Raw genomic sequence first — 25553 nt, 5'->3', positions numbered from 1 at the left:
CACACGTACGTGAGGGGAGGCCGTGATGCGCGTGCTCGGCATCGATCCGGGTCTCACCCGGTGCGGCGTCGGCGTGGTCGAGGGGGTCCCCGGCCGCCCCGGCACGCTGATCGCGTACCACGTGGTCCGCAGCGAGCCGGACGAGGACATCGCGATGCGCCTGCTGCACCTCGACCGCAGCCTCGCCGAGCTGGTCGCCCTGCACCAGCCGGAGAGCGTCGCCGTCGAACGCGTGTTCTCCCAGCACAACGCGCGGACCGTGATGGGCACCGCGCAGGCCAGCGCGGTCGCGATCCTGGCCGGGTCGCGGGCCGGGCTGCCGGTGCAGACCTACACTCCCAGCGAGGTGAAGGCGGCGGTCACCGGCTCCGGCACCGCCGACAAGAAGCAGGTCACCGCGATGGTCACCCGGCTGCTGAGGCTCGACGCCCCGCCCCGACCGGCCGACGCGGCGGACGCCATCGCCATCGCCATCTGTCACATCTGGCGCGGGGGCACCCGCGCCCGGATCCAGGCCGCGGCCGTGGCCGCCGCCCGCAGGAGCGCCCGATGATCGCCAGTGTGCGCGGCCGAGTCGCCGCGATCCTCCATGACAGCACCGTGGTCGAGGTGGGCGGTGTCGGCATGCGGGTCTTCTGCACGCCGAACACGCTGGCCGCGCTGCGCACCGGCGCGGAGGCCCGGCTGGCCACCACGCTGATCGTCCGGGAGGACTCGCTCACCCTGTACGGCTTCGCCGACGACGACGAGCGGCAGCTGTTCGAGCTGCTGCTGACCGCGAACGGGGTGGGTCCGCGGATCGCCCAGGCGGTACTCGCGGTGCATCAGCCGGACGCGGTGCGCCGGGCCATCGGCGGCGGCGACATCGCGGCGCTCACCCAGGTGCCGGGGATCGGCAAGCGCGGCGCCGAGAAGATGATCGTCGAGCTGAAGGACAAGATCGGCCCGGTCGGCTTCGGCGATGCCGGCGGCACCGGCGTGCTGGCCGGTGCCTGGCAGGAGCAGGTCCGGCAGGGTGTGCTCGCACTCGGCTGGAGCGCCACCCAGGCCGATCAGGCGGTCGCCGCGATCGGCGAGACGATCGACGGTGAGGTCCCGCCGGTGCCGATTCTGCTGCGCCAGGCGATCCGGCTGCTGGGTAGGACCCGATGACCGACGACTTCCTGTCCCCGGAGGCGGGCGACGAGGAACTGGACGCGGAGGCCAGCGTCCGGCCTCGCCGGCTGGCCGACTTCATCGCCCAGCACCGCGTCCGCGACCAGCTGGAGCTGCTGCTGAAAGCGTCGATGGGCCGCGGCACCCCGCCCGATCACATCCTGCTGTCCGGGCCGCCCGGCCTCGGCAAGACCACCCTGGCGAACATCGTGGCGGCCGAGCTCGGGACCGGGATCCGGACCACCAGCGGTCCGGTGATCGAGCGTTCCGGCGACCTGGCCGCGATCCTGACCGGGCTGGGCCCCGGCGACGTGCTGTTCATCGACGAGATCCACCGCATCGCCAAGCCGGCCGAGGAGCTGCTGTACAGCGCGATGGAGGACTTCCGGGTCGACGTGGTGGTGGGCAAGGGGCCGGGCGCCACCGCGATCCCGCTGGACGTGGAGCCGTTCACGCTGGTCGGGGCGACCACCCGGGCCGGGCTGCTGAGCGGGCCGATGCGCGACCGGTTCGGGTTCGTCGCGCACCTCGATTTCTATTCCCCGGCCGACCTGGACGCGCTGCTGCACCGGTCGGCGCGGATCCTCGGGGTGCCGATCACCGCGGCGGGCGCCGCCGAGATCGCCGGCCGGTCCCGGGGCACGCCGCGGATCGCCAACCGGCTGCTGCGCCGGGTCCGTGACTACGCCGAGGTGCGCGGCGACGGGGTGGTCACCGAGGAGATCGCCCGGGCCGCGCTGCAGGTGTACGACGTCGACGCGCTCGGCCTGGACCGGCTGGACCGGGCGGTGCTGCGGGCGCTGATCGAGTCGTTCAAGGGGGGCCCGGTCGGCCTGTCCACCCTCGCCGTCGCGGTGGGGGAGCAGTCCGACACGGTGGAGGAGGTGTGCGAGCCGTTCCTGGTGCGGGCCGGGCTGCTGGCCCGCACGCCGCGCGGCCGGGTGGCCACCGAGGCCGGTTGGGCCCATCTGGGGAAGACTCCGCCCACCGACGGCAGGTCCGGGGTGTTTCAGGGTGACCTGTTCGCGCGAGATGCGTGAATATCCCTCGTGATGTGAACGTGACGTGTGCCGCATTCGTAGTCTCCAGGTTGACCGATTAGACTCGCCCCCGCTTCAACCCGGATGTTTTGACGCCCCGGCCCCGCCCCGCAGCGGTCCCGGTGGCCTACGGAAGGCTGTTTCTCGTGCACCTGGCCGCGTCCTCCAGCTCTAACCCGCTGGGGCTGTTCCTGCCGTTCGTCCTGATCCTCGGTGTGATGTATTTCCTGATGATCCGGCCCCAGCAGAAGCGGCGCCGTGAGGCGATGGAGATGCAGAACAAGCTCGGGGCGGGCGACGCGATCGTCACCATCGGCGGCCTGCACGGCACCGTGGTGACCGCCGAGGACGACGTGGTCCTGCTGGAGATCGCCGAGGGTGTACAGGTCACGTTCGCGCGCCCGGCGATCGCCCGGGTGGTCACCCGCGCCGGCGAGCCGGCCGAGGCCGCCGCGGAGCCGGTCGTCGCGGAGCCGATCGTCGCCGAGCCGGAGAGCCCCGTCGTCGACGTCCGCAAGCAGGACTGACAACCGCATCACCCCCGGACCGGCTCCCGGCGTCCCTGCCGGCGGGCCCGGTCCGCCCCGGCCGCCGTCCCTCCGTCGACGGCCGGCCACCGATCGAGAGCGCTGCGCGCGTCGCGCGGCCGGAACACAGGGAGACCTAACGCCGTGGCACGACCACCACAGGGACAGATGCATCCTGGACGCCAACTCGGCGTGCTCGGCCTGATCTTCGTCGTCCTGTATCTGTTCGTCTTCTTCGGCGGGCACGCCAAGGGCACCTTCACCGATCGCCTGAAGCCGAAGATGGGCCTCGATCTGGTCGGCGGCACGCAGGCCACGTACATCGCGACGCAGGCCGGTGGCGCACCGACCCCGGAGGCGATGGCGCAGGCCCGGGACATCATCGACAAGCGGGTGAACGCCCTCGGTGTCGCCGAGGCCGACGTCGTCATCCAGGGCAAGAACACCATCGTGGTCTCCCTGGCCGGTGAGGCGAAGGACCAGCTCAAAGACCTGGGCAAGGCCGCGAACATGCGGTTCCGCCTGCTCACCGGCACCACCATGGACGTGTCGAAGAACGCGCTGAACCCGGCCTCGCCGGCGCCCAGCGCGGCAGCGTCCGGTGCCCCGTCGGTCGCGCCGTCCGGTGCGGCCGTGCCGAAGAGCGGCGCCAGCGCCCCGGCCGCGGTCGTCAGCCCGTCGAAGGGCACCGGCGGCCAGGGCGGTGGCGAGGCGGTGCCGAGCGCCACCCCGTCGGCGCCGTCCGCGGCCCCGAGCACCGCGGCGTCGGCCCCGGCCGCGCCCGCCGGCCCGGCGGCCACCGAGGCTCCGGTCGCGGCGGACATCACCGCGCAGCGTGCCGCGATCGCGAAGAAGGTCGGCCCGGCGATCTGGGCGCAGGCCCAGCGGCTGACCGCACCGGTCGAGCTGAGCACCGACCCGAAGGCCGGCCTGCCCTACAAGCCGTTCAGCACGCTGAGCCCGGCCGAGGTGGCCGCGCTCAGCCCGCAGATGCAGTTCAACGTGCCGACGATCAGCTGCGACCAGCTGAACCAGCGGCCGAACGGCTCGATCGACGACCCGGCGCAGCCGGTGGTGGCCTGCTACAGCAGCCAGGCCAAGGTCATGCTGGACCCGGCGAAGGTGGTCGGTAACGACATCTCCAGCGCCAGCCCGCAGCTCGACCAGCAGAACGGTCAGTGGGTCGTCTCGCTGGACTTCAAGAGCGACGGCCAGAAGAAGTGGGCCGACCTCACCCGGGTGGCGTTCAACGCGACCTCCAGCGACCCGTGCTACACCGCGATCCAGTCGCTCTACGGCACGTCGGTCCAGCACTGCGCGGTCGCCGTCGTACTGGACAAGGAGATCCTGTCGGCGCCGCAGATCACCGCGGTGCTGACCGGCTCGTCGCAGATCACCGGCAGCTTCACCGCGGCGACCGCCAAGCAGCTGGCCGACCAGCTGAAGTTCGGCGCGATCCCGGTGACCTTCACCTCGGGCCCGGCGGAGACCATCTCGGCGTCCCTGGGTCTGCAGCAGCTGCAGGCCGGTCTGCTGGCCGCCGCGATCGGCATGGGCCTGGTGGCGATCTACGCGTTCTTCTACTACCGCCTGCTCGGCTCGGTCATCTTCCTCAGTCTGCTGCTCTCCGGTCTGCTCACCTTCGGTGCGCTGGTGTTCCTCGGCCGGACCATGGGCTATACGCTGTCCCTGGCGGGTATCGCCGGCTTCATCGTGTCACTGGGTGTGGCGGCCGACTCGTTCGTGATCTACTTCGAGCGACTCAAGGACGAGATCCACGAGGGCCGTACGCCACGCAGCGCGGTGCCGCGCGCCTGGCACCGGGCCCGGCGGACGATCATCTCGGCGAACACGATCACCATCATGTGTGCCGTGGTGCTCTACATCGTGTCGATCGGCGCGGTGCAGGGTTTCGCCTTCGCGATGGGTCTCTCCACCGTGCTCGACCTGGTCGTGGTGTTCCTCTTCCGGCACCCGATCATGACCATGTTCGCCAACACCAAGGCGTTCCTGTCGCCGCGGGTCAGCGGCCTCGGCCGGGTCCTGCGCCGCAACCCGACGGAGGAGCCCGGCTCCTCGCGTGTGAAGGAGGCCTGAGATGGCCCGTGAAGGACTCGCGTCCCGCCTCTACGCGGGTGAAGCGAACATCAACATCGTGGGCCGCCGGAAGATGTGGTTCACGATCGCGGCCGCGCTGGTGCTGATCTCGATCGGCAGCTTCGTGGTCCGTGGGTTCTCGCTCGGCATCGAGTTCGCCGGTGGCACCTCGTTCAGTGTCCCGGCCGAGATCAGCGGCAAGAGCCTGACCCAGAACGAGATCTCCGACGCGGTGGCGAAGGCGGTGCGGTCGGCCAACTCGGAGGCCACCGTCGGCTCGACCCAGAAGGTCGGCAACGGCCCGGGCGCCAGCTACACCGTGCGAGCCTCGGCGCTGTCCGCGGCCGAGTCGGAGTCGGCGAAGACCACCCTGGTCAAGGACCTGGGCGTGGACCCCGCCAAGATCAGTGACAACCAGGTGTCGGCGGCCTGGGGCGGTCAGGTCACCCAGCAGGCGGTGATCGGTCTGGTCATCTTCCTGGTGCTGGTGGTCGCCTACCTGATCGTCCGCTTCGAGTGGCGGATGGCGGTGGCCGCGCTCGCCTCGCTCGTCCTCGACCTCCTGCTGACCGCGGGCGTGTACTCGCTGGTCGGCTTCGAGGTGACGCCGTCCACGGTGATCGGCTTCCTGACGATCCTCGGTTACTCGCTGTACGACGTGGTCGTCGTCTTCGACAAGGTGCAGGAGAACACCCGCGGGATCACCGCGGGCAGTGTCCGCACCTACAGCGAGGCGACCAACCTGGCGGTCAACCAGACCCTGATGCGCTCGCTGAACACCGGCCTGGTGGCGCTGCTGCCGGTCGGTGGCCTGCTCTTCATCGGTGCCGGCCTGCTCGGCGCCGGCACGCTGAAGGACCTGGGCCTGGTGCTCTTCGTCGGCATGGGCTTCGGGGTGCTCTCCTCGATCCTGTTCGCCGCGCCGGTGCTGAGCGCGTTGAAGGACCAGGACCCGAAGATCCGGGCGCACAACGCCCGGGTGCTGACCCGGCGGGCCGGCCGCTCGGAGGACGTGGCCCGGGGCGAGCGCCGCCCGGGCAACGCCACCGACTCGGACGTCCCGGCGATGGCCGGTAGCACCACCCCGCGCCCGGGTGCCCGCCCGGCGGCCCGGCGTGGCGCCAACCGCGGCGGCACGGCCGGCAACCGGCCGGACGGCAAGCGGCGCTGACAACGCGGCCGGCGGCAGCCGGCAACGGTACGGAACACGGGACGGCCCGGCACCGCGTGAGCGGTGGCGGGCCGTTTCACGTCAGGTCGATCCGGGCAGCGGGCGCCGGTGCCCCGGCGGGGGCGCGGTCGCGCCGATCCGCTGGTCTAGGCTGTCCGCCGTGACTACCGAGATCCCCGCGGCGCCCGGCGACAGCGGCCCCGAGCTGGCCGCCCTGGTCGCGGGTGCCAGCATCGACGTGCCGGACTTCCCCAAGCCGGGCGTCGTCTTCAAGGACCTGATGCCGCTGTTCGCCGACGCGGTGGTGTTCCGCCGGGTGATCGACGGGATCGCGGCCCATCACGGGGCCGGCTCGTTCGACGTGGTGGCCGGGGTGGAGGCGCGTGGGTTCGTGGTGGCGGCCGCGCTGGCCTATGCCACCGGCACCGGCGTGGTCCCGATCCGCAAGGCCGGGAAGCTGCCGCGCAAGGCCCTGTCCGCCTCGTACGCGCTGGAGTACGGCGAGGCCACCCTGGAGGTGCACGAGGACGCGTTCGTCGCCGGACAGCGCGTCCTGGTGGTCGACGACGTGCTCGCCACCGGGGGCACCGCGGCCGCCGCGATGGACCTGGTGGAGCGGGCCGGCGGCACGGTGGCCGGCTTCACCGTGCTGATGGAGCTGGGTTTCCTGGGTGGCCGGGAGAGGCTCGCCCCCCGTACAGTGCACGCGCTGTTGACCGTTTGATCCGCCTTCGATGCATTTGACCCGGCCGGTCCTGCTGATTCAGAGGTTCGGCCGGGCCATTCGCGATGGTGGTGCGGGTAGGATGGTCGTTCCAGAGGGCTACCCCTGGATCCATTCGGACCTCGACGGCGCGGCACGCCCGGCGGGGTTCTGGCGAAGGTGATGAGGAGGCCGGTGTCCAGCGACGTCGTCCCTCCGGCGGAGGGCACGGTGCAACCGACCCAGGACCCGCGGACCGGCACGGGCGATGTCGCGCCCGCCGAGGCCCGCATCGATGACAAGACCGCCGGCGATCCGGAGACCACCCAGCCATTCACGCCGACCGGGGAGACCTCCGGCTTCGGGTTCGCCAGCGCGCCCACCGGGCGCCGGGTGCGGGCCCGGCTGGCCCGGTTCAACGCGCCCTGGCAGAGCACCCAGGTCAGCGAGGTGCTCGAGCCGCTGATCGCGACGCACCGGGCGAGCCACCCCAAGGGCGACGTCCGTCAGCTGCAGAAGGCGTTCGACGTCGCGGCCCGCTGGCACTCGGGGCAGTACCGCAAGTCCGGCGACCCGTACATCACCCATCCGCTGGCCGTCGCGACCATCCTGGCCAACCTGGGCATGGACACCACCACCCTGGTGGCGGCCCTGCTGCACGACACGATCGAGGACACCGACTACGGCCTGGAGCAGATGCGCAACGACTTCGGCGCCGAGGTGGCGCTGCTGGTCGACGGCGTCACCAAGCTCGACCGGGTCAAGCTCGGCGACGCGGCCAAGGCGGAGACGATCCGCAAGATGGTCGTCGCGATGGCCAAGGACCCGCGGGTCCTGGTGATCAAGCTGGCCGACCGGCTGCACAACATGCGCACCCTGACCTTCCTGCCCCGCGCCAAGCAGGAGCAGAAGGCCAAGGAGACGCTGGAGATCCTGGCCCCGCTGGCCCACCGCCTCGGGATGAACACGATCAAGTGGGAGCTGGAGGACCTCGCCTTCGGCACCCTGTTCCCGAAACGGTTCGAGGAGATCAACCGCCTGATCGGGGAGCACCAGCCGCAGCGGGAGGCGCTGCTGCGCCAGGTCACCAACCGGGTCAGCCTCGACCTCAAGTCGGCGAAGATCAAGGCCGAGACCACCGGCCGCCCCAAGCACCTCTACTCGATCTATCAGAAGATGATCGTCCGGGGCCGGGACTTCAACGACATCTACGACCTGGTCGGCGTCCGCATCCTGGTCGACACGGTCCGCGACTGCTATGCCGCGCTGGGTGTGATCCACGCGAACTGGCAGCCGGTGCCGGGCCGGTTCAAGGACTACATCGCGATGCCGAAATTCAACATGTACCAGTCGCTGCACACGACGGTGATCGGCCCGACCGGCAAGCCGGTCGAGATGCAGATCCGCACGTTCGCGATGCACCGCACGGCCGAGTTCGGCATCGCCGCGCACTGGAAGTACAAGGAGCAGAAGGGCGCGACGATCGTCGGCCCGCCGGCGCACATCGACGAGATGACCTGGCTGCGGCAGCTGCTCGACTGGCAGCGGGAGGCGAGCGACCCGTCCGAGTTCCTGGACGCGCTCCGCTTCGACCTCTCCAGCCAGGAGGTCTACGTCTTCACCCCCAAGGGGGACGTGATCCCGCTGCCGACCGGGTCCACGCCGGTCGACTTCGCCTACGCGGTGCACACCGAGGTCGGGCACAAGTGCATCGGCGCCCGGGTGAACGGCAAGCTGGTGCCGCTGGAGTCGACGCTCTCCAACGGCGACGTGATCGAGATCTTCACGTCCAAGTCCAGCACCGCCGGCCCCACCCAGGACTGGCTCGGCTTCGTCAAGAGCCCCCGGGCCCGGACCAAGATCCGCCAGTACTTCAACAAGGAGCGCCGTGAGGAGGCGATCGAGGACGGCAAGGACGCGATCGTCAAGGCGATGCGCAAGCAGGGCCTGCCCCTGCAGCGGATGCTGACCAGCGAGAATCTCACGACGATCGCGCGTGACCTGCACCTGCCCGACGTCTCCTCGCTCTACGCCGCGGTCGGCGAGAACACCGTCTCGGCGCAGTCGGTGGTCGCCAAACTGGTCGCCGGCTTCGGCGGCGAGGAGGGCGCGGTCGAGGACATCGCCGAGACCGCCGTCGCGACCCGCCCGCCCCGCAACCGCAGCACCGCGCAGGACCCGGGCGTGGTGGTCAAGGGCGTCTCGGACGTGTGGGTGAAACTGGCGCGCTGCTGCACCCCGGTGCCCGGCGACGAGGTGTTCGGCTTCGTCACCCGCTCCGGTGGGGTGAGCGTGCACCGGGCCGACTGCGCCAACGCTCAGGACCTGCGCGAGCAGGAGGAGCGGGTGGTCGAGGTCAGCTGGAAGCCGACGTCCGCGTCGACGTTCCTGGTGGCCATCCAGGTCGAGGCGCTCGACCGGCACAAGCTGCTGGCCGACGTGACCCGGGTGCTCTCCGAGGAGCGGGTGAACATCCTGTCCGCGACGGTCACCACCACGCGGGACCGGGTGGCGGTCAGCCGGTTCACCTTCGAGATGGCCGACCCGAAACACCTGGGCCACCTGGTGGCCGCGGTGCGCAAGGTCGACGGCGTCTTCGACGCGTACCGGGTCACTTCCGGAGCCTGAAAGACGCGTACCCGCTTACTTCCGCAGCATGAAAGACGCGTACCCGGTCACTTCCGCAACATGAAAAAAGGCGGCCCCCGCGGGGGCCGCCTTTTTCCGCGAATGCCGAGGGTCAGGAGACCGTCATCGTCTTGATGTCGAGTTCCTTCTTCGGGTGACCGCCGCCGGCCGACTGCGCGAACGCCCCGTCGTCACCGGCCTTCACCACGCTCTGCACCAGGTCGAGACCCTTGGTGATCTTGCCCAGCAGCGTGTACTGCGGCGGGAGCTGGGTGTTGTCCGCGCAGATGAAGAACTGGCTGCCGGTCGTGCCGGGCTGCTGCGTCTTCGCCATCGCGATCGAGCCCGCGGGATACGGGTTGTTCGTGTCGGTCGGCAGGTTCTCCTCGGCCATCATGTAGCCGGGGCCGCCCTGACCGTCGGTCTCGCGGTATCCCTTGCCGGTGGCGAACGGGTCGCCGCACTGCAGGACCTTGAAGCCGTCCTGGTTGACCAGGCGGTGGCACTTGGTGTTGTCGAGGAAGTTCTTCGACGCGAGGAACTTGTAGCTGGCGCCGGTGCACGGGGCCTTGCTGAGGTCGATCGTGGCCTCGATCGGGCCGAGGTTGGTGTCGAGGGTCAGCGTGCTGGTGCCGGTGTTCGGCACCGCGGTCGGCGGGGTGCCGACCTCCTTGACCTTGCCGCCGGTCGCGCCGGCCGGGGTCCAGGTGCAGGCGACGGTGCCGGCCGGGAGGGCGCTGGCGCCGGCGGTGGGCTTCTTGTCGTCCTTCTTCAGGTGGTTGACGAGCAGCACGGCGACACCGGCGATCACCACCACGGCGAGGGCGGAACCGATGATCGCCTGGCGGCGGCGTCGGTTCTTGGCGGCGGTGGCCCGCTCGGCCATCTCCTTCTCGAGCCGGGCCCGCGCCGCCGCGCGCTGCCGGTCCTTGATCGACGACACGTCGTTCCTCCTGCTGGTCTCTTCCGAACTCACGACTGCACGCTCGCCGAGGGTGCTGCCGCGACAGTGTCTGCGGCGACGGTCAGGCTCTTGATGGTGATCTTCTCCTTGGGAGTGACCTTGTCACCGGCGCTGTCGGCGACCGTGGGGATCTTGGCGATTTTCGCCAGCGTGTCCAGCCCACCGGTGACCTGACCCAGGATCGAGTAGGTCGGGGCGGCGGTCGGCGCGTAGTCCTTGAAGAAGATGAGGAACTGGCTGCCGTTGCTGCCGGCCGGGTTGCCGATCGTGGCGACGGTTCCCTTGGGGTAGAGCACGGTGGGTTTGGCCACCGTGCCCGCGCCGGCGGAGGCGCTGGGCGCCGGCCGGTCCGGGATGTTCTCGTCGTAGTAGCTGTACGTCGGGCCGCCCAGGCCGGTGCCGCTCGGGTCACCGCAGTGGACCGCGCCGATGTCGAGGACCTCGTGGCAGGGCGTGCCGTCGAAGAACTGCTTGCCGGCCAGGTACGAGAAGCTGGCCGCGGCGCACGGGGCGCTCGCGACGTCGAGCGTCGCGACGAGCGGCGCACCCAGGTCGGTGGTGACCGTCATCTGCTCGGTGCCGGTCTGCGGGACGTTCTTGGTGGGCGGGGTGCCCACCTCCTTGAGATTGGCGTTCTTCGACTTGTCGAACGGCGTCCAGATGCAGTCGTCCTGCGCCTCGGTGGTGGTCGACTTGCCCTTGCCGTCGAAGACGCCGCCGATCCACAGGCCGGCGGCGACCACCAGCACGACAGCGAGCGCGGTGCCGGCGCCGGCCAGCACGCGGCGGCGCTGACGCTCCCGAACGGCCCGGCGAGCCATCTGGCGATCGTATTTCGCGCGCGCGAGCTTGCGCTGCCGGTCCTTGCTGGGAGCCACTAACGCTGTCCTTCCCTGTGCATGTCAAGGGGTGCGGCACGCCACACGCCCGCAAGAGTGTACGGGTACCTCCTGAGAAAGTGGTGTGCGGCTGCCCCGCTACTCTCGTTACGATTCGCACCCGTTTTGCTGTGAGGGGGATCGGCTCGTGCTCGTCGCCAGCTTTCCGGCGCAGGCCTTCGGCACCAACTGCTATGTGGTGGCCGCCGGCCCGGGCGAGCAGTGCCTGATCGTCGACCCCGGCATCGGTGTGCTCGACCGGTTGGACGAGGTGCTGGCCCAGCACCGGCTGTCCCCGGCCGCGGTGCTGCTCACCCACGGCCACCTGGACCACACCTTCTCGGTCGCCCCGGTCTGCGGCGCCCGCGGCATCACCGCGTACGTGCACCCGGACGACCGGGAGATGCTGGCCGACCCGTCGAAGGGGCTGAGCACCGACCTGAGCTCGCTGTTCGGCGGCCGCCTGCAGTACTCCGAGCCGGACGACGTCGCCCCGCTGACCGACGGCGCGGTCCTCAGCCTCGCCGGGCTGCAGGTCACCGTCGACCACGCACCCGGCCATACCGGCGGGTCGGTGCTGTTCCGCCTGCCGGGCGCGGGCTCCTCCTGGGACGCGGAGGAGCTCTGTCTCTCCGGGGACGTGCTCTTCGCGGGCTCGATCGGACGCACCGACCTGCCGGGTGGCAGCACCCCGACGATGATGGCGTCGCTGCGGGACAAGATCCTGCCGCTCGCCGACGACACCGTCGTGCTGCCCGGCCACGGACCGGCCACGACCATCGGCCGTGAGCGCGCGTCGAACCCGTACCTGCGGGACCTGACCGCGGCGCCCGGCCGCTTCCTCTGATCCTTTCGTCAGGAGAGACAGTGCCTATTTCCGGCTTCCCTGAGTGGCTGCCGCCCCAGCGCATGATCGAGCAGTACGCGCTGGACAAGATCCGTTCCACCTTCGAGCTGTACGGTTTCGCCCCGCTGGAGACCCGCGCCGTCGAGCCGCTGGAGACGCTGCTCTCCAAGGGTGAGACGTCCAAAGAGGTCTATCTGCTGCACCGCCTGCAGGAGGACGAGTCCGGCAAGCGGGAGGACCAGCTCGGCCTGCACTTCGACCTGACCGTGCCGTTCGCCCGGTTCGTCGTGGAGAACCACGGCAAGTTGGTCTTCCCGTTCCGCCGTTACCAGATCCAGAAGGTGTGGCGCGGCGAGCGCCCGCAGGAGGGCCGCTACCGCGAGTTCCTGCAGGCCGACATCGACGTGGTCAACCGGGACACCCTGCCGTTCCACTTCGACACCGAGATGCCGCTGGTGATCGGCGACGTCTTCCGGTCGCTGCCGATCCCGCGGGCCACCATCCTGGTCAACAACCGGAAGGTCTGCGAGGGCTTCTACCGGGGTCTGGGGCTGGCGGACACCGCGCAGGTGCTGCGGACCGTCGACAAGCTCGACAAGATCGGCCCGGACAAGGTGGCGGCCGCGCTGGTCGAGACGGCCGGGGCCACCGACGCGCAGGCCGCGGCCTGTCTGAAGCTGGCCGGCATCTCGGCGGCGGACGCCTCGTTCGTGGACGCGGTCCGCGCGCTCGGCGTCAGCGACCCGCTGCTCGACGAGGGCCTGGCTGAGCTGGAGCAGGTGGTGGTGGCGGCCAACGAGCACGCGCCGGGCCTGATCCGGGCCGAGCTCAAGATCGCGCGCGGCCTGGATTACTACACCGGCACCGTCTACGAGACCCAATTGCAGGGGTACGAACGTTTCGGCTCGATCTGCTCGGGCGGCCGGTACGAGACGCTCGCGTCGGTCGGCAACACCCGTTTCCCGGGCGTGGGCATCTCGATCGGGGTGTCCCGGATGCTCGGCCTGCTGTTCGGACAGAACGCTGTGTCGGTGTCCCGCACCGTGCCGACGTGCGTGCTGATCGCGCTGCCCAGCGAGGAGCAGCGGAGCGTCTCGGAGCGGACCGCCGCGGCGCTGCGCCGGCGGGGCATCCCCACCGAGGTGGCGCCGACGGCGGCCAAGTTCGGCAAGCAGATCCAGTTCGCCGACCGGCGCGGCATCCCGTTCGTCTGGTTCCCCGGCGAGCCGGACACGGTCAAGGACATCCGGTCGGGGGAGCAGGTCGAGGCGGACACCGCGACCTGGACCCCGCCGGCCGCCGATCTGCACCCGGTGGTCACCGGAGCCTGACGCGGGCGGCCCGGGACCTGGGCGGCTTCTCAGGCCTTGGGCAGGTCGAAGATCAGGCAGCTCGAGGTCGCGTGGGCGACCAGGCGACCTCGGGCGTCGGTCAGGCGCGCCTCGGCCAGCGCGGTGCGGCGGCCGCTCTGCAGGACCGTGCCGGTGCAGCGAACCAGACCGGTGTTGACGGTGACCGCGCGCAGGAACTTCACGTTGAGGTCCATGCTGGTGTAGCCGATGCCGGCGGGCAGTGTGGTCTGTACCGAGCAGGCGGCCGCGGTGTCCAGCAGGGTGGCGATGATCCCGCCGTGCACGGTGCCGATCGGGTTGTAGTGGAACTCCTGCGGGTCCAGCGTGATCGTGACGCTGCCCGGTTCGACCTCCAGCCGGTTGCCGCCGATCAGCTGGAAGATCGGCGGGGGTGGCACCTCGCCGGCCGCCATCGCCTGGAGCACCTCCAGCCCGCTGCGCTCCACGAACAGCCGCGCGTGCTCGGCCGGGTCGGTCCAGGAGAAGGTGCGGGTCCGGCTCGCCACGAGCGATGCCTGAGTCTGGGTCATGGACGCAGGCTGGCACCCGCTTGCTGCATCTGTCAACGAGACCTAGCCTTCACGGCATGGTCAGCCACGTCACACCGCCGGAAGCCCTCGACTGGGACGTGGACAACTGCACCATCTCGCGAGCCATGGAGATCCTCGGCGAGAAGTGGACGATGCTGGTGCTCCGCGAGATCTTCTCCGGCATCCGACGCTTCGACGACATGCGGGTGCGTACCCGGATACCCCGACAGGTGCTCGCCAACCGGCTGACCGCCCTGGTCGCGGCCGGGGTGCTGCGCCGTGAGCCGTACCAGGAGCCGGGCGCCCGGGTCCGCCACGAGTACCGGCTCACCGAGAAGGGCTTCGACCTCTACCCGGTGCTGATCGCCCTGGCCGGCTGGGGCAACCGCTACCTGGCCGACCCGGCCGGCCCGCCGATCCAGTTCGTGCACCGCGAGTGCGCGGCCGAGGTGGATGTGGCGATCCGCTGCGCCGACGGCCACGACGTCACCGACCACCGCGACGTGCTGCCCCGCCCGGGTCCGGGCGCCCGGCGCCGGGGCTAGCGGGCCGAGCAGCGGGCGATCGCGCCGGCCGAGGATCGCCCTCGGTGCGGCCTCTCCTGCCGTCAGAGCATTCGGATTAGCCGGATGTTTCGGTTTTGTTCCGATTAACCTCAACAGTGGCCCTGTCGTCACGGGGCCCTGCTGAGGAGGCACGGTGGACGCCCGGCTACTGCTGATCGGGGGCGCCGCCGGGCCGGCACTGCTCATCCGCTTCGTCGAGCTGGCCGGGTCGGCGTCCGCCCGGATCGTGGTGATCGCCACCGCCAGCGCGGAGCCGGCCGTCGCCGAGGAGTCCTCCGTCGGTGCCTTCCGGCAGCTGGGCGCCGGATCGGTGCGCGCGCTGCGGCTGGCCAGCCGGGCCGACGCCAACGCCCCCGCGGCGGCCGCCGCGCTGCGCGAGGCCACCGGAATCTTCTTCACCGGCGGCGACCAGCGGCGGATCACCACGGTGCTGGGCGGCACCGCGACCGACTCGCTGCTGCAGGAGCTGGTGGCCGGCGGTACGACGGTGCTCGGCGGGACCAGCGCGGGCGCCGCGATGATGTCGGCCACCATGATCATCGGCGGCGACGGTCCCGGAGTGACCGCGGCCAGCGTGCAGACCGGTCCCGGTCTGGAATTCCTGCCCGGCGTCCTGATCGACCAGCACTTCGCCCAGCGCGGCCGGCTGAACCGGCTGCTCAGCGCCGTCGCGCTCTACCCGCACGAGCTCGGCCTCGGCATCGACGAGGACACCGCGATCCTCACCGACGGCGACCGGTTCGAGGTGCTCGGCAGCGGCGCGGTGACGGTCGTCGACGCCGGCGCCGCCACCGACATCCGGGTCCCGCCCAGCGGGCCGATCGCCCTGGCCGGAGTGCGCGTCCACGTGCTGCCGGCCGGCCACACCTTCCACCTGACCGGCCGTCGGCCGGGGATCGGGGACACCCCTCATGAAGATCGAGAGCCTGCGCCGCCTGCGCGGCCCCAACGTGTATCTGTCCCGGCCGGCGGTGGTGGCCCGGTTGCGCCTGGAGGAGCTGACCGGCCGGGAGACCTCTGACGTCACCGGCTTCACCGAACGCCTGCTGCGGGCGCTGCCCGGGCTGGCCGAGCACCACTGCGCGGCCGGCGCGCCGGGCGGGTTCGTCAGCCGGCTGCGCGGCGGCACCTACTTCGGGCACGTCACCGAGCACGTCTGCCTGGAGCTGTCCCAGCTGATCGGCCGGGACGTCAGCTTCGGGCGCACCGTGTCGGCCGGCGAGCCGGGCCTCTACGACGTGATCCTGGAGTGCCCGGTCGACGAGTCGCCCGAGTCCCGGGTGCCCGGCGAGCTGCTGGAGGCCGCGGTGGACCTGGTGCTGGCGGTGCAGGCCGGGCAGGCGGGGCAGCCGCCGCGCCTGGCCGAGCTGGCCGCCCTCGCCGAGCGGGAGGCGACCGGGCCGAGCACCCGGGCGATCATCGCGGCCGCCCGGCGGCGCGGCATCCCGGTCGAGCGGTTCGACGACCTGAGCCTGGTCCGGCTCGGCTGGGGCACCCGGCGGCGGATGGCCTGGGCCGCGATGACCGACCGGACCAGCGGCGTCGGCATCGACATCGCCGGCGACAAGCACGTCACCCGCTGCCTGCTCGGCGAGGCCGGCATCCCGGTGGCGGCCGGCGGCGCGGCGACCACCGTGGAGGAGGCGGTGCGGCTGCTGGACGAGCTCGGCGCTCCGGTCGTGGTCAAGCCCCGGCAGGGCCGTCAGGGCCGGCACGTGGTGCTCGGGCTGGGCACCCGGGAGGCGGTCGAGCGCGCGTTCGGCGAGGCCGGCGGCGACGTGGTGGTCGAACGGCAGCTCGCCGGCCGCGACTACCGGGTGCTGATGGTGGCCGGCGAGGTGGCGGCCGCGGCCGAGCGGATCGCCGCGCACGTGGTCGGCGACGGTACGACGACCCTGGCCGGGCTGGTCGAGCGGACCAACGCCGACCCGCGCCGCGGCCCCGGCCACTCCCGGGTGCTGACCCGGATCGCGCTGGACGAGGTGGCGCTGCGGGTGGCCGGGATCGGCCCGGACGACGTGCCGGCCGAGGGGGAGACGGTCTGGTTGCGCGAGTGCGCCAACCTGTCCACCGGCGGGACCAGCCGGGACGTCACCGACCAGGTGCACCCGGACGTGACCCGGCTGTGCCAGCGGGTGGTCGCCCTGGTCGGCCTGGACATCGCCGGGATCGACCTGCGCCTGCCGGACATCGGGGCGCCGCTCCCGCCGGCCGGGGAGACCGAGCCGGCCGGCGGGGTGATCGAGGTGAACGCGGTGCCCGGGCTGCGGATGCACCTGGCCCCGGTACGCGGCCGCTCGCGGGACGTGGGCGACGCGATCGTCCGGGCGATGTTCCCGGGCGGCTCCGACGGGCGGATCCCGACCGTCGCGGTGACCGGCACGAATGGCAAGACCACCGTCACCCGGTTGACCGCGCACCTGCTCGGCGGTGGCGGGCACCGGGTCGGCGCGGCCACCACCGACGGGGTGTTCGTCGACGGCCGGGCGGTGTACCTGGCCGACGCCACCGGGCCGCGCTCGGCACAGCAGGTGCTCGGCGACCCGCAGGTGGACATCGCGGTGCTGGAGACCGCGCGGGGCGGGCTGCTGCGCCGCGGGCTGGGCTACGACTGGTCGGACGTCGGGGTGATCACCAACATCACCGCGGACCACCTGGGTCAGGACGGGCTGGACTCGATCGAGGACCTGGCGCACGTCAAGGCGGTGGTGGCCGAACGGGTCCGGGACGGCGGCACGCTGGTGCTCAACGCCGACGACCCGTGGGTGCGCAGCCTGGCGTCCCGGCCCCGGGTGCGGGCCGACCGGAAACGACTGGTCTGGTTCGGGCTCGACCCGGGGAACCCGGTGCTGACCGAGCACCTGGGCCGGGGCGGGACCGCGTACCTGCTGCAGGACGGTTGGCTCGTGCAGGCCACCGGGGCCCGGCGCACGCCGCTGCTGCGGGTGGCCGAGGTGCCCGGGGCGTACGGCGGCGCCGCCCTGCACGGCGCGGCCAACGCGCTCGCCGCGATCGCGGCGGCCCGGGCCCTGGGTGCCCGCCCGGAGACCGTGGCGGCCCGGCTCAGCGAGTTCGACCCGGGCGTCGACAACCCGGGCCGGGGCACCCTGCTGCGGCTCGGCGACGTCTCGGTCTTCCTGGACTACGGGCACAACCCGGCCGCGCTCGCCGCCACCCTGCGTACCCTGCACCGGCTCTGGGGGGCGAACCGGTGCGTGGCCGCGGTGACGCTGCCGGGCGACCGGCGCGACGACCTGCTGGCCGCGTCCGCCCAGATTCTGGCGGACGGGCTGACCCGGGCCGTGCTCTACGACGACCAGGACCGGCGGGGACGCGCGCCGGGGGAGGTGCCGGCGCTGGTCGAGCGGGAGATGCGGGCCCGCCGGCCGAACCTGCGGGCGGTCCGCGCGAACGGGTTCCGGGAGGCGGTGACCACCGCGCTGGATCTGGCCGAGACGGGCGACGTGGTGCTGGTGATCTACGAGAAGTGGGGGCCGATGCGGGCCTTCCTGACCGAGCTGGGCGCCGGCCCGGCCGGTGCCCGGCCGATGACGCCGGTCACCGCCGCGGTGCGAGCCATCCCACAACTGGTGTCAAGCAGTGTGACAGATCATGGACATTTTTGATCTCTCTGCGTAGTGATTCATTGACCGATCGTGTCTGTCTCCACGATGGAGTGACCCGGTACTTGAAACAGCAAGTTCCGACGAAGCGGGCAATCCCTAGGTCCGCTCGTGGCGCTGCGTGAAGAGGCGTTCACGGAAAGCGCATTCCTGACCATTCGGATACCTCTACACGCCGCTCGGCTGATCCCACGCACGGTAATGATTGCCTGGTAGATCGCATGGCGGAGAGCTCGAACTGACAGCCGTACAGGGGCTAACATCCTCGCCGTCGATGGGGGATGCTCGGGATCCGACAGGTGAGCCCGGCTCGCCCGGCGTCAGGCGGCATGGCGGTGCGGCCCGGCGTTCCTTCCAAGCGCGCATGTGGGGGCACATGAGCACGGCGGACCTACCCGGTTCGGGACTGCTCGCCGGGCGATACCGGCTGGTCGAGCGGCTCGGTGCCGGCGGGATGTCAGTGGTGTGGCGAGGGTTCGACGAAGTGCTGGGCCGTCAGGTGGCGGTCAAGGTCCTCCCGCCGTCCACCAGCGCGGACCCGTCGTTCCGGCGCCGACTGCGCGCCGAGGCGCAGGCCGCGGCGCGGCTGAGCCACCCGCACATCACCAACGTCTACGACTACGGCGAGGCCAGCACGGTCGACGGCGAGCCCGTGCCGTACGTCGTGATGGAGCTCGTCGACGGCGAGTCGCTGGCCGCCGTCCTGGCCCGGGTCCGCACCCTGCCGTGGAACCAGGCCGTCCGGATCAGCGCCGACGTGGCCGCCGCCCTGGCCGCCGCGCACGCGCGCGGGATCGTGCACCGCGACGTCACCCCGGCCAACGTGATGCTCACCCCGGCCGGGGCGAAAGTGGTCGACTTCGGCATCTCCGCCCTGATCGGGGAGAACGACACCGACCCGGACGGCAGCCTGCTCGGCACCCCCGCCTACCTGGCCCCCGAGCGGCTGGAAGGCGGCCAGGTCAGCCCGGCCACCGACGTCTACGCGGTCGGCCTGCTGATCTACCGGATGCTGATCGGTCAGCTCCCGTGGGACGTCGGCACCACCACCGCGCTGCTGCGCGCCCACCAGTACGTGGAGCCCGACCCGCTGCCGCCGGTCGACGGCCTGCCCCGCGAGGTGGACGCCCTGGTCGGCCGCTGTCTGGAGAAACGGCCGGCCGACCGGCCGCCGACCGCCGAGGTGGCGCACCTGCTCGCCGGCGTCGCGGCCGGCGCCCAGGCCGCCGCGGCCACCGGCTTCCGGGGCGACTGGGAGGACAGCGGCGAGGACACCACGATCCTGCCCTCCGGCTACCCGTACGCGGGGATGGGCCCGGCCGCCGCGGCCACCGCGCCCCCGGCCCTGCGTCCCGGTGGCGCCGTGTCGCCGTCCGCCCCGGCCGACGACCGGTCCCCGGCCCCCGGCAGGCGGCAGGTGCGCACCCGGCGGGCCCTGGTGGTGGCCGGCACCATCGCGGTGATGAGCGCGCTCACCTACGGCTGGAGCCTGGCCGCGCCCGGTGCCGGGGACAAGCGCGCCGACGCGGTCACGCCCGGCCCGAGCGTGGTGCCCGCGGCCGGCAACTGCATCGTCAGCTACGCCGTCTGGTCGCAGGAGAAGGGGCGCTTCAAGGCCCAGGTGACCCTGGCCAACCGGGGCGACAAGCCGGTCGACGACTGGCAGCTGTGGTTCCTGATGCCCGGCGACCAGATCCTGTCCGGCCGGTCGCTGACCCAGGACCAGCGGGCGGTCACCGTGCACTCGGCGAGCACCCTCGCTCCCCAGCAGAACACCACGGTCGAGATCGCCGGGCGGTTCGCCAAGAGCAACGCCGCCCCGATGCTGTTCCAGCTCAACGGCAAGACCTGTCAGGCGTACGTGTCGAGTTCACCCGGCCAGCCCTCCCGGCCGGTCGAGCAGCTCTCCGACGGCTCCGTGCGGCTCGGCGACCCCGCGTCGGACAGCACGCCGGCGCCCGGCATCTCGATCGACCCGGTCGGCATCGTGCACATCACGCCGAGCACCCTGCCGGCGCGTCCGTCGACCATCCCGCTGCCCGGCAGCAGCTCCACCGCCACCGGGGGCGGCGGCAGCACCAAGCCGAGCGACGGGGCGTCGGACACCGTCCAGCCGGAGCCGGCCCAGTCGCCGACCAGCAAGGCGCCGGTGGAGCAGCCGTCCAACCCGCCACCGGGGCTGCCCGGCGCGTCGCTCGACGGCTGCGACAGCCAGGACTGCTGACCTTTTCCGCCCGGCCGGGATTGCCCGGCCGGGACCTGGGTACCAGGGCTGACGGCGTCGTGAGGTTCGGAAAAACCAGAAGCCGAATCCGGGACGACCGAGTTACGGTGAAACCGAGAACGACAGGCGCTCTGCTTCGATCCGCTCCGGGTCTCCCGACCGTCAGTTTTGGCCCGGATCGCGGTTATTTCGCACGGCGTGGCTGCCGACCGACAGGCCCCCCGCGGGGATGATGGGCGAGGACCGTGCCGATGTCACGCACGGTCACGTCTGCGCCGGCGTGGGTGCCCGCCGGACCATCAAGCAGGTCGTCGCAACGGGGAGTTCGACAAATGATCAGCATTGTGAAGGATCTGGCCGCCGAGGCGCTTTTCGTCTCCTGTCTGCAGCCGTCCGAGTACCCGACCCGCCGCGCGCTGGAGGACGCCATCACCAGCACCTTGCTGCAGTACGGCAGCGACGGCTGCGCCGCGGGGGTGGCCGCCGAGTTCGGTGACCACCCGGATATCGCGGTCCGCCGGATGCGCTGGGTGCAGGCCGAGCTCGCCGAGGTCATCACGTTCCGCGCCCCGGCTCTCCACTGAGGCGCACCACCCCATCAGGGACGACCCGCCCGGCTGTGGCCAGCGGGTCGTCGTCTTTTCCGCGCTAAACCTCAAGCGGGCAAGATCGCCTGAGGTTTTTCATGAAAAAACTCCACAAAAGCAACCGAGTTCGGCCGTCACTGCACCCGACGGCGACCACTGTTCTTCTCGTCAGCCGGTTTCATCAGCCGGTTAGTACAAGCGAGGAGGACTACGTGACCGCCACGACCGAACTCCCCGCCACCATCGGCGTCATCCACGACGCGCCCTCCGCGCGCGACATCGAGGACCTGATCCGCGAACACATGCCGATGGTTGGCCATCTGGTCCGGGAACTGCTCAACCGGGTGCCCGGCCACGTCCACGCAGATGACCTCTCATCAGCCGGTTTCGCGGCGTTGCTCGGAGCGGCCCGCTCCTTCGACGTGACCCGCGGCATCCCGTTCCACCGCTTCGCCGCGGTCCGGATCCGCGGCGCGCTGCTGGACGAGCTTCGGGGTCAGGACTGGGCCAGCCGATCGGTGCGGGCCCGGGCCCGGCGGGCGGCCACCGCCCGCCAGGAGCTCACCGCCGCCCTCGGCCGCACCCCCAGTGACGCCGAGGTCGCCGAGATGCTCGGCGTGGGGATCTCCGAACTGGCCAGCGTCGAGGACGACGTGCAGAAGGCGTCGCTGCTGAGCCTGCAGGGCTTCCCCACCGGGGCGGCCGAGGAGATGGTGCCGGAACTGTCCGAGGGCCCCGAGGACCTGCTGCTCAAACGGGAACGCCTCGGCTACCTGCACCAGGCCATCCAGGCGCTGCCCGAACGGCTTCGCCAGGTGGTCGAGGAGTCGTTCCTGCAGGAACAGCCGCTCAGCGAGGTGGCCGCGCGGCTCGGGGTGACCGAGTCCCGCATCTCCCAGCTGCGCACCGAAGCGCTGCGCCTGCTCCGCGAGGGGCTGAACAGCTCGCTCGCGCCGGAACTGCTCACCGTCGCGGCCGGTGGCCCGCGTACCCGCAAGGGCTGCCTGCAGCGGCGGCGCAGCGAGTATTTCGCGAAGGTGCAGCAGCAGGGGAACCTGCACACCCGGCTGGCGCTCACCGACAGTCACGGCGTACCGATCGCGGTCGCCGCGTAACGGAGGTTTTCGGAGGGCGGGCCGCTCGCGGTCCGCCTTTCCTGTCTCGGTCGCCCCGTACCCGGGGGGCTTCGGAGGGCGGGCCGCTCGCGGTCCGCCCGTCCTGCTGACCGTCGAGATCCGGCTTGGGTACGACGTGAGCACCGCCCCCGATCGCCACGCGGTGGGGCACGATGTGTCGGTGCGCGCCATCGTGATCGACTCCGCCCGTGCCCGGCCCGAGGTGCGGGAGGTGCCCGAGCCCACCGCCCCGCCCGGCGGCGTGGTCGTCCGGGTGATGGCGACCGGCCTGTGCCGCAGCGACTGGCACGGCTGGGCCGGGCACGACGACGACATCACCTTCCCGCACGTGCCGGGCCACGAACTGGCCGGCGAGGTGACCGCGGTGAGCCCGGGGGTGACCCGCTGGCAGCCCGGCGACCGGGTGACCGTGCCGTTCGTCTGCGGCTGCGGGCGCTGCGACTGGTGCCGGACGGGTCAGGCCCAGGTCTGTCCCGCGCAGCAGCAGCCGGGATTCACCCACGCGGGCTCGTTCGCCGAGTCGGTCGCCCTGCACGCCGCCGACACCAACCTGGTCGCCATCCCGGCCGGCGTCTCGTTCACCACCGCGGCGAGCCTGGGCTGCCGCTTCGCCACGGCGTACCGCGGGCTGGCCGGCCGCGCCCGGGTCACCGCGGGGGAGTGGGTGACCGTGGTCGGCGCCGGTGGCGTCGGCCTGAGCGCCGTGATGATCGCGCGGGCTCTGGGCGCCCGGGTGATCGCCGTCGACCGCAACCCGCGAGCCCTGGCCGCGGCCGCCGCGATCGGCGCCGGGCACACCGTGCTGACCGGAGCCGGCGTCGACGTCCCCGGCGCGGTGGCGGAGCTGACCGACGGCGGCAGCCACGTGTCGGTCGACGCCGTCGGCAGCGAGCAGACCTGCGCCGATGCGATCCTCGCGCTGCGCCGGCAAGGGCGGCACGTGCAGATCGGGCTGCTGCCCCCGGTCGGCGGGCACCCGCGGGTGCCGATGTCCCGGGTCATCGGATGGGAACTCGACGTGCTGGGCAGCCACGGGATGGCGGCCGCCGACTACCCGGCGATGATGGCCCTCATCGAGCAGGGCCGGCTGCGGCCCGACCGGCTGATCGAACGCACCGTCGGGCTCGGCGAGGCCGCGGCCCTGCTGCCCGGTTTCGATCAGGCCACCGTCGCCGGGATGACGATGATCGACCCGGCCCGCTGAGCCGGCTGCTCAGAACAGGAAGTACCGCTGCGCCAGCGGCATCTCGGTGACCGGCTGCGGCTGCACCACCTCGCCGTCGACCCGCACCTCGCCGCTGCCCGCGTGCACCTCGATCCGGGGCATCGCGTCGTTCAGCGGCAGATCCGCCTTGCCGGCCGCCCGGGTGTCGCCGACCGGGACCAGCGCGCGTCGCACCCCGATCCGGTCGCTGAGCAGGGCGTCGATCGCGGCCGGCGCGACGAACGCCAGCGAGGTGTGGGCCGGCACCACGCCATGGGCGCCGAACATCGGGCGGGGCATCGCCGGCTGCGGCGGCAGGGTCGACGCGGCTGCGTCACCCGTCTGCGCGTACGCGATCATGCCGCCTTTGAGCACCAGCACGGGACGGACACCGAAGAACGCCGGATCCCAGAGGACCAGGTCGGCGAGCTTTCCCGGCTCCACGGAACCGACCTGGGCGGCCATCCCGTGAGCGATGGCCGGGCAGATCGTGTACTTGGCGACGTACCGCCTGATCCGGTTGTTGTCCGACGAACCGTCACCGGCGAGCGGACCGCGCCACGCCTTCATCGCATGCGCTGTCCGCCAGGTCCGCAGGATCACCTCGCCGGGGCGGCCCGTCGCCCCCGACCCGATCATCGAGACGGCGCCGAGATCGTGGAGCAGATCCGTGGCCGGCGTCGCCGACCCGGCCGGATCCGCCGACGACGGCAGCACGTTGGGTTGCGCGGCCACCGTGATCATCGCCGCCGCGGCCCCGGCGTGGACCGGCCGTCCGCCGATCGCCCGCACCGTGTCGTCGACGGAACCGGCCTCGTTGCGCGTGCCGGCGTGGATCGCCGCCTGCACCCCGGACGCGTCACACACCCGCAGGCAGGCGTCGATCGCGGCCGGCGTGCAGCCCCCATCCTCGTGGAGCGCGAAGCCGCCGGCCCCGCCGCGCAACTGTTCCCACATCGCCTCCGGCGACACCGTGTCACCGCGGCCGAGCAGCAGCACGTTGACCGGGAAGGTGTCGATCGCCGCCAGCATCCGGGCCAGATGCCAGACGTTCGGGGTGACCGTGGCTCCCCTGGCACCCTCGGCCGGCCCGGTGCCGCCGCCGACGACCGTGGTGATCCCGGCCGCGACCGCGGCGTCCAGGACGGCCGGGCGGATCAGGTGCGCCCGGCTGTCGACCGCGCCGGCCGTCAGGATCCGGCCGTTCCCGGTGATGATCTCGGTGCTCGCCCCGATCACCAGGTCCGGATGGACACCGTCCATGATGTCCGGGTTGCCGGCCTTGCCGATCGCGGTGATCCGGCCGTCCCGGATGCCGACGTCCGCCTTCACGACACCCCAGTGGTCCAGCACCACCACCCCGGTGACCACCGTGTCCGGCGTCCCGTCGGCCCGCGCCGCCCGGGACTGCCCCACCGACTCGCGGATCACGCCGAGGACCGCCTCGTCCCCCGGCCGTGGGCCGGCACTGCGGTCCTCCTCCACCTCCAGCAGCAGGTCGGTGTCGGCCAGCCGGATCCGGTCACCGGCGGTCGGGCCGTACAGCGCCGCGTAGCGGCCGCGGTCCAGAGAGGTCACCGGGGGCTCCCGTTCGGCTGGGCCTCACCGGTGTCCTCGTCCAGGGACCCGGCGGGTTCGATGTCGGCCGGGTCCGGCTCGGCGGGCGGCGGCAGCGTGTCGAGCGGCCCGCCGGCCAGCCCGCGCAACCCCGGCACCACCCGGTTGCCGGCGAGCGGAATCAGCACCACCTCCCGAGCGGCCCCCGGATCGAAACACACCGAAGTCCCGGCCGGCACCGCCAGCCGATGCCCCCAGGCGGCCGCCCGATCGAACTCCAGGGCCGTGTTCACCTCGGCGAAATGAAAGTGCGATCCGACACTGACCGGCCGGTCACCGGTGTTGCGCACGGTCAGGTCCCGCGTCACCCGACCCGGGTTGATCACGATGTCGCCGTCCCCGGCCAGAACCTCGCCGGGGATCATGCGATCGGCCCGGGCACGGCGATCAGCCTCGGACCGTCCGGGAAGGTGGCTTCCACCCGCACCTCGGCGATCATCTCGGGCACGCCCGGCAGCACGTCGTCCCGGGTCAGCACCCGACCGCCCGCGGCCACCAGCTCGTCGACGCTCCGGCCGTCCCGGGCCCCTTCCAGAAGGAAGGCGGTGATGATCGCGGTAGCCTCGGGGTGATTCAGCTTGAGCCCCCGATCCCGCCGCTTCTGGGCGACGTCGGCCGCCACGTGGATGAGCAGACGCTCCTGCTCATGTCGGCTGAGGAACAAAGCACCCCCCTGATCACGCCACGAGATGGTCACCCGCGGA

22 protein-coding genes and 1 pseudogene are annotated in these 25553 nt (G+C 71.9%); 17 read left to right on the top strand and 6 right to left on the bottom strand.

What is annotated here, in order from left to right:
• Positions 1 to 25: 25 nt before the first annotated feature.
• From ruvC to ACSP50_RS32095, 8 genes are all read left to right on the top strand, one after another.
• A complete protein-coding gene (gene ruvC / locus ACSP50_RS32130; protein ID WP_014693482.1) occupies positions 26 to 553 on the top strand; it encodes a crossover junction endodeoxyribonuclease RuvC in 528 nt (175 codons plus the stop codon).
• Complete coding sequence (ruvA, locus tag ACSP50_RS32125) at positions 550 to 1152, top strand: Holliday junction branch migration protein RuvA (protein ID WP_014693481.1); 603 nt, start codon at positions 550 to 552, stop codon at positions 1150 to 1152. The genes ruvC and ruvA overlap by 4 nt, the downstream gene beginning before the upstream one ends.
• The gene (gene ruvB / locus ACSP50_RS32120; protein ID WP_014693480.1) at positions 1149 to 2195 is read left to right on the top strand and encodes a Holliday junction branch migration DNA helicase RuvB; all 1047 of its coding nucleotides are present in this window, start codon (positions 1149 to 1151) and stop codon (positions 2193 to 2195) included. Before ruvA ends, ruvB begins: the two co-directional genes overlap by 4 nt.
• Before the next feature lie 146 nt (positions 2196 to 2341).
• Entirely contained in the window at positions 2342 to 2722 is a 381-nt protein-coding gene (yajC, locus tag ACSP50_RS32115) for a preprotein translocase subunit YajC (RefSeq protein ID WP_043515950.1), read from the top strand.
• 168 nt (positions 2723 to 2890) lie between these two features.
• Positions 2891 to 4819 carry a protein translocase subunit SecD gene (gene secD, locus ACSP50_RS32110; RefSeq protein WP_014693478.1) on the top strand — a complete coding sequence of 643 codons (1929 nt, stop codon included), beginning with the start codon at positions 2891 to 2893 and terminating at the stop codon, positions 4817 to 4819.
• A gap of 1 nt (position 4820) precedes the next feature.
• Positions 4821 to 5990, top strand: a complete 1170-nt coding sequence (gene secF, locus ACSP50_RS32105) for a protein translocase subunit SecF (protein ID WP_014693477.1) — start codon at positions 4821 to 4823, stop codon at positions 5988 to 5990.
• Positions 5991 to 6150: 160 nt separating this feature from the next.
• Positions 6151 to 6714 carry an adenine phosphoribosyltransferase gene (locus ACSP50_RS32100; protein WP_014693476.1) on the top strand — a complete coding sequence of 188 codons (564 nt, stop codon included), beginning with the start codon at positions 6151 to 6153 and terminating at the stop codon, positions 6712 to 6714.
• 174 nt (positions 6715 to 6888) lie between these two features.
• Positions 6889 to 9321 (top strand): bifunctional (p)ppGpp synthetase/guanosine-3',5'-bis(diphosphate) 3'-pyrophosphohydrolase, encoded by a 2433-nt coding sequence (locus tag ACSP50_RS32095; RefSeq protein ID WP_014693475.1) that lies wholly within the window; start codon positions 6889 to 6891, stop codon positions 9319 to 9321.
• A gap of 112 nt (positions 9322 to 9433) precedes the next feature.
• Here the strand turns inward: ACSP50_RS32095 and ACSP50_RS32090 are convergent, their stop codons facing one another.
• Complete coding sequence (locus ACSP50_RS32090; RefSeq protein WP_014693474.1) at positions 9434 to 10264, bottom strand: peptidylprolyl isomerase; 831 nt, start codon at positions 10262 to 10264, stop codon at positions 9434 to 9436.
• A 29-nt stretch (positions 10265 to 10293) separates the two neighbouring features.
• On the bottom strand, positions 10294 to 11163 hold the full coding sequence (locus tag ACSP50_RS32085; RefSeq protein ID WP_014693473.1) for a peptidylprolyl isomerase: 870 nt from the start codon (positions 11161 to 11163) through the stop codon (positions 10294 to 10296).
• A gap of 148 nt (positions 11164 to 11311) precedes the next feature.
• Here ACSP50_RS32085 and ACSP50_RS32080 point away from each other — a divergent pair, with 148 nt between their 5' ends.
• Positions 11312 to 12010, top strand: a complete 699-nt coding sequence (locus ACSP50_RS32080) for an MBL fold metallo-hydrolase (RefSeq protein ID WP_014693472.1) — start codon at positions 11312 to 11314, stop codon at positions 12008 to 12010.
• A 62-nt stretch (positions 12011 to 12072) separates the two neighbouring features.
• Positions 12073 to 13341, top strand: coding sequence for a histidine--tRNA ligase (gene hisS, locus ACSP50_RS32075; RefSeq protein ID WP_052311787.1), 1269 nt, complete (start codon positions 12073 to 12075; stop codon positions 13339 to 13341).
• A 29-nt stretch (positions 13342 to 13370) separates the two neighbouring features.
• Here the strand turns inward: hisS and ACSP50_RS32070 are convergent, their stop codons facing one another.
• The gene (locus ACSP50_RS32070; protein WP_014693470.1) at positions 13371 to 13892 is read right to left on the bottom strand and encodes a PaaI family thioesterase; all 522 of its coding nucleotides are present in this window, start codon (positions 13890 to 13892) and stop codon (positions 13371 to 13373) included.
• A 56-nt stretch (positions 13893 to 13948) separates the two neighbouring features.
• Between ACSP50_RS32070 and ACSP50_RS32065 the strand changes: the two genes are divergently transcribed.
• The 7 genes from ACSP50_RS32065 (at position 13949) to ACSP50_RS32035 (ending at position 23232) form a co-directional block, all read left to right on the top strand.
• The gene (locus tag ACSP50_RS32065) at positions 13949 to 14437 is read left to right on the top strand and encodes a helix-turn-helix domain-containing protein (protein WP_014693469.1); all 489 of its coding nucleotides are present in this window, start codon (positions 13949 to 13951) and stop codon (positions 14435 to 14437) included.
• 154 nt (positions 14438 to 14591) lie between these two features.
• Positions 14592 to 15479, top strand: a complete 888-nt coding sequence (locus tag ACSP50_RS32060) for a cyanophycinase (RefSeq protein WP_014693468.1) — start codon at positions 14592 to 14594, stop codon at positions 15477 to 15479.
• Positions 15370 to 18084 (top strand): cyanophycin synthetase, encoded by a 2715-nt coding sequence (cphA, locus tag ACSP50_RS32055; RefSeq protein WP_080128102.1) that lies wholly within the window; start codon positions 15370 to 15372, stop codon positions 18082 to 18084. The genes ACSP50_RS32060 and cphA overlap by 110 nt, the downstream gene beginning before the upstream one ends.
• Before the next feature lie 373 nt (positions 18085 to 18457).
• The gene (locus ACSP50_RS32050) at positions 18458 to 20305 is read left to right on the top strand and encodes a serine/threonine-protein kinase (RefSeq protein WP_099343917.1); all 1848 of its coding nucleotides are present in this window, start codon (positions 18458 to 18460) and stop codon (positions 20303 to 20305) included.
• 332 nt (positions 20306 to 20637) lie between these two features.
• Positions 20638 to 20889 carry a hypothetical protein gene (locus ACSP50_RS32045; RefSeq protein ID WP_014693465.1) on the top strand — a complete coding sequence of 84 codons (252 nt, stop codon included), beginning with the start codon at positions 20638 to 20640 and terminating at the stop codon, positions 20887 to 20889.
• A 215-nt stretch (positions 20890 to 21104) separates the two neighbouring features.
• Positions 21105 to 22007, top strand: a complete 903-nt coding sequence (locus ACSP50_RS32040) for a sigma-70 family RNA polymerase sigma factor (protein WP_014693464.1) — start codon at positions 21105 to 21107, stop codon at positions 22005 to 22007.
• A 181-nt stretch (positions 22008 to 22188) separates the two neighbouring features.
• Positions 22189 to 23232 (top strand): alcohol dehydrogenase catalytic domain-containing protein, encoded by a 1044-nt coding sequence (locus ACSP50_RS32035; protein ID WP_043515946.1) that lies wholly within the window; start codon positions 22189 to 22191, stop codon positions 23230 to 23232.
• A 9-nt stretch (positions 23233 to 23241) separates the two neighbouring features.
• Here the strand turns inward: ACSP50_RS32035 and ACSP50_RS32030 are convergent, their stop codons facing one another.
• The 3 genes and pseudogenes from ACSP50_RS32030 to ACSP50_RS32020 form a co-directional block, all read right to left on the bottom strand.
• The gene (locus ACSP50_RS32030; protein WP_014693462.1) at positions 23242 to 24810 is read right to left on the bottom strand and encodes an amidohydrolase family protein; all 1569 of its coding nucleotides are present in this window, start codon (positions 24808 to 24810) and stop codon (positions 23242 to 23244) included.
• Between the two features lie 98 nt (positions 24811 to 24908).
• Positions 24909 to 25214: pseudogene (locus ACSP50_RS32025) on the bottom strand (urease subunit beta); the annotation flags it as partial.
• A complete protein-coding gene (locus ACSP50_RS32020; protein WP_014693460.1) occupies positions 25211 to 25513 on the bottom strand; it encodes an urease subunit gamma in 303 nt (100 codons plus the stop codon). The pseudogene ACSP50_RS32025 and the gene ACSP50_RS32020, both read right to left, overlap by 4 nt.
• Positions 25514 to 25553 lie beyond the last annotated feature (40 nt).

This window comes from Actinoplanes sp. SE50/110, assembly GCF_900119315.1.
Classification (GTDB): Bacteria; Actinomycetota; Actinomycetes; order Mycobacteriales; family Micromonosporaceae; genus Actinoplanes.
This window is presented reverse-complemented; position numbering and strand designations above follow the sequence as displayed.

What these genes read in the sequence shown, in the direction of transcription:
- ruvC (WP_014693482.1), top strand. Translation starts at nt 26, where the DNA reads ATGCGCGTGCTCGGCATCGATCCGGGTCTCACCCGGTGCGGCGTCGGC.
- ruvA (WP_014693481.1), top strand. Translation starts at nt 550, where the DNA reads ATGATCGCCAGTGTGCGCGGCCGAGTCGCCGCGATCCTCCATGACAGC.
- ruvB (WP_014693480.1), top strand. Translation starts at nt 1,149, where the DNA reads ATGACCGACGACTTCCTGTCCCCGGAGGCGGGCGACGAGGAACTGGAC.
- secD (WP_014693478.1), top strand. Translation starts at nt 2,891, where the DNA reads ATGCATCCTGGACGCCAACTCGGCGTGCTCGGCCTGATCTTCGTCGTC.
- secF (WP_014693477.1), top strand. Translation starts at nt 4,821, where the DNA reads ATGGCCCGTGAAGGACTCGCGTCCCGCCTCTACGCGGGTGAAGCGAAC.
- hisS (WP_052311787.1), top strand. Translation starts at nt 12,073, where the DNA reads ATGATCGAGCAGTACGCGCTGGACAAGATCCGTTCCACCTTCGAGCTG.
- ACSP50_RS32070 (WP_014693470.1), bottom strand. Translation starts at nt 13,892, where the DNA reads ATGACCCAGACTCAGGCATCGCTCGTGGCGAGCCGGACCCGCACCTTC.
- ACSP50_RS32065 (WP_014693469.1), top strand. Translation starts at nt 13,949, where the DNA reads ATGGTCAGCCACGTCACACCGCCGGAAGCCCTCGACTGGGACGTGGAC.
- cphA (WP_080128102.1), top strand. Translation starts at nt 15,370, where the DNA reads ATGAAGATCGAGAGCCTGCGCCGCCTGCGCGGCCCCAACGTGTATCTG.
- ACSP50_RS32050 (WP_099343917.1), top strand. Translation starts at nt 18,458, where the DNA reads ATGAGCACGGCGGACCTACCCGGTTCGGGACTGCTCGCCGGGCGATAC.
- ACSP50_RS32045 (WP_014693465.1), top strand. Translation starts at nt 20,638, where the DNA reads ATGATCAGCATTGTGAAGGATCTGGCCGCCGAGGCGCTTTTCGTCTCC.